Here is a 393-nt window from a genome sequence, read left to right on the forward strand (position 1 = left end):
ATGACGATTTCCGGCGGCACACTGGACATCACCACTTTGCCGTACACCATCGGGGTGATAAATCTCGGCACTCTTACCACCTTGTCCGGCACCGTCGGTCCCATTCGCGTTCCGACCATAACCATTAGCGGACCTCGGCTGAACTTCGTAGTCGGGGGCCCGGAATACACCCTGTTCGGCGGTATCTTCGGGTCCGTCGGCCCGATCGACATTCCGTTCTCGATCCCGGCGGGTCCGGGTTTCGGTAATACGACGGGTGCGCCGTCGTCGGGATTCTTTAACAGTGGTTCGGGTAGTTCCTCGGGCTTTTTCAATATGGGTGCGGGTAGTTCGGGATTGCAGAACCTGGGGTCGTGGGCTTCGGGTGTGGGCAATGTGGGCGAGCTGGTCTCG

Annotated in this window: 1 pseudogene; it reads left to right on the forward strand. The window is 59.5% G+C overall.

Going from position 1 to position 393, the window contains the following annotated elements:
• Positions 1 to 393, forward strand: a pseudogene (locus AC5Y4D_RS27380) (PPE family protein); the annotation flags it as partial.

The sequence above is a fragment of the Mycobacterium sp. NGS67 genome (assembly GCF_059812185.1).